The organism is Agrococcus sediminis (genome assembly GCF_007923295.1).
Taxonomy (GTDB): Bacteria; Actinomycetota; Actinomycetes; order Actinomycetales; family Microbacteriaceae; genus Agrococcus; species Agrococcus sediminis.
In genome coordinates this window covers 1-2,832 of record NZ_VOIR01000005.1, presented here as the reverse complement: position 1 = coordinate 2,832, position 2,832 = coordinate 1, and the positions used below count along the sequence as shown (strand labels likewise).

Below are 2,832 nucleotides of genomic sequence, written 5' to 3'. Positions count from 1 at the left end.
CCGATGGGGTCGGTGGGCCAGACGTAGTCGTTGTCGACGCCGCCCTCGACCGGGTCGACCTGCAGGAACCGGCCCAACGCCGGCACGTACAACCTGGCCCCCATCTCGATCACCGTGACGGTGCCCGCGGTGTCGGCGATCCGCTGCGCCCCCTGGTGCCAGCCCGTCCGGCCCGCGGTCGTCCCCGCGTCGTCGGCGGCGACCGTGCCGAGCGCGAACGTGCCGGCCTCCAGCGGCTGCCCGTACGGGTCGTACAGCCGCACCGGCGACCCCGCGCTCCCATCACCGGTGGTGACCATGTGGCCGAGCATCGACGGGTACTGCCACTGCCGCTCCGTCCCAGCCCCCGTGCCGGTGAGCGTCACCGTCGCCCCGCCCGGCAGCTCCACCTGCCGCACCAGCACCGACCCCTCCAGCTGCGCGAACGGCTCGTCCCCGTCACCGGCATACAGGTACCGCACCGTCACCGCCGGCTCCGCCCCGGCCGGATCGGTCGTGCGCGCCGCGATCCGCCCCAGCGCATCCCGCACGACCGCCACCGTCGTGCCATCGGCGTACGTGGTGCCGAGGTGCGCATCCGCCGCACCGTGGCGGCTGCGCGGACGCGCGCGCCTCAAAGCCCGTCCGAGGCAGTCTTCTCGTCCTGCAGCGACCGCGCGATGCTGCCACCCCAGACATCGGAGGCCCAAATCTCGCCGCTGGCCAGAAGGCAAGCAGCTATAGACCGGCAGTCCTCGTCGACCATCGGGCGAGTCTCGGGACCTCCATCGCGCAGCAGTTGCTCAGCTCCTGCGCACCAGTATCGGACCGCAGTCGACCGTGGGTCTGTGCCGACGAGCGATCGACGGACGCGTCGAAGCTTCCGCGAAGGCTGCTCAGAATCGCGCATCGCGCGAAGCGCCGAGCGCGCGCGGTCGCTCAGGGGCCATGGCAAGAACTGCGCGCGGAAGAACGGGATGAGCGCAAGAAATCTGGAGACTACATAGCGTGGATCCCCACTCACAGTCGCGTGCTGATCGACGGCGAGCACTCGACCCGCAGCCCGCTCACCCACATCGTCGCGGTAGTCGCCGAAGAACGCTCGATCCAGCCTGGCTGCGTCCGGGCCGGTGACGACTGCCAGCGCGTCCTTCCGCAGGATCTCCAGATCGTAAGCGTCGAGGTAACCACTGCCGTAAGGAGTCTGGTAGTCCGACGGGGCCCAGTAGAGAACGTCCGCATCCGGTTGCGCCGGATCGTCAAGGTACCGCGCGATGGCGGCTTGGTCCGGAGACATGGGAACAGCCGCGATCACCCACTCGCAAGCATCACCAGCGGACATGCAAACCTCGACTCGAGCCCGACCGGCCGATCACCGCGTAACCGGCACTCGGGTACTGGCGGAACGTGTACCCAGACCTCGGAGCGTAGATGACGTGGCGCGAGGAATGGCGGGCTGTGCCTGCCGGACCGCGTCTGACGAGCGCACGCCCGGCAACATTAGCCGCTCGTTGGGATCCAAGAATCGTGGGCTGAGAAGTTCCTCTGACGAGCCCGCCTACCCGGCCGCCGCGCGCATGTCGCGTCGCCTGCAGGGCGATATGGGTGGACTGTCGAGCTGTCGCAATCCGTGACGCGATAGACATACCTCGCGTCAGCTGCACCGTGGCGTGAACGAGTCGAGCAGCAACGGTGATCGCTCTAACCGCAACGCCTACCGCGGTTCCGATCCCAGGGACAAACATCAGCCCCAGCGACACAACGTCTGCAACCGCAAACGCGACGTCCCAGTCGAACTGACCGTCGGTGTCGCTCTTCCCGATCGGGTCGGTGGGCCAGACGTAGTCGTTGTCGACGCCGCCCTCGACCGGGTCGACCTGCAGGAACCGGCCCAACGCCGGCACGTACAACCTGGCCCCCATCTCGATCACCGTGACGGTGCCCGCGGTGTCGGCGATCCGCTGCGCCCCCTGGTGCCAGCCCGTCCGGCCCGCGGTCGTCCCCGCGTCGTCGGCGGCGACCGTGCCGAGCGCGAACGTGCCGGCCTCCAGCGGCTGCCCGTACGGGTCGTACAGCCGCACCGGCGACCCCGCGCTCCCATCACCGGTGGTGACCGTGTGGCCGAGCATCGACGGGTACTGCCACTGCCGCTCCGTCCCAGCCCCCGTGCCGGTGAGCGTCACCGTCGCCCCGCCCGGCAGCTCCACCTGCCGCACCAGCACCGACCCCTCCAGCTGCGCGAACGGCTCGTCCCCGTCACCGGCATACAGGTACCGCACCGTCACCGCCGGCTCCGCCCCGGCCGGATCGGTCGTGCGCGCCGCGATCCGCCCCAGCGCATCCCGCACGACCGCCACCGTCGTGCCATCGGCGTACGTGGTGCCGGAGTGCGCATCCGCCGCGTCATAGCGGAGCGTCATGTCCGCCAGCCGCACCGTGTTGCCGCGCGCGTCGTAGCCGAGCTCCGCCGCCGCCACCCCATCCGCCACCGCATGCGCGCCCGCGACCGCGCCCGTCACGGTCGAGGACAGCAGCCGGTCCGCCCAGTCGTAGCAGTACGTCGTGGTCGTCGTCCGCGCCGCCTGGCCCGGCGCCGTCCACACATCCGACACCGACGTGCGATTGCCCGACGCGCCCGCCGCCACGTTCGGGCCGCACCCGCCGGTCGCCGCGAACCCGTAGGTGAGCGCATGACCCGGGATCACCGCCTTCACCAGCCGGCCCGCCCCGTCGTACGAATACGACGACGTGAACGACGACGCGCCCTGCACGATGCGATGCTGCAGCACCCGACCCGACTGCGACCGCACCACCGACTCGCTCACACCCCCACCACCAGACAGCGACCACGCC

General features: G+C 70.5%; 3 protein-coding genes. All 3 read right to left on the bottom strand.

From position 1 onward, the window contains the following. A partial coding sequence (locus FQ330_RS00485; protein ID WP_146354315.1) for an RHS repeat-associated core domain-containing protein occupies positions 1-617 on the bottom strand: 617 nt, incomplete at its 3' end. Next, a complete protein-coding gene (locus FQ330_RS00480) occupies positions 614-1,276 on the bottom strand; it encodes a hypothetical protein (RefSeq protein ID WP_146354313.1) in 663 nt (220 codons plus the stop codon). The genes FQ330_RS00485 and FQ330_RS00480, both read right to left, overlap by 4 nt. 31 nt (positions 1,277-1,307) lie before the next feature. Next, on the bottom strand, positions 1,308-2,832 hold a 1,525-nt coding region (locus tag FQ330_RS00475; protein ID WP_225792613.1), incomplete at its 5' end, for an RHS repeat-associated core domain-containing protein.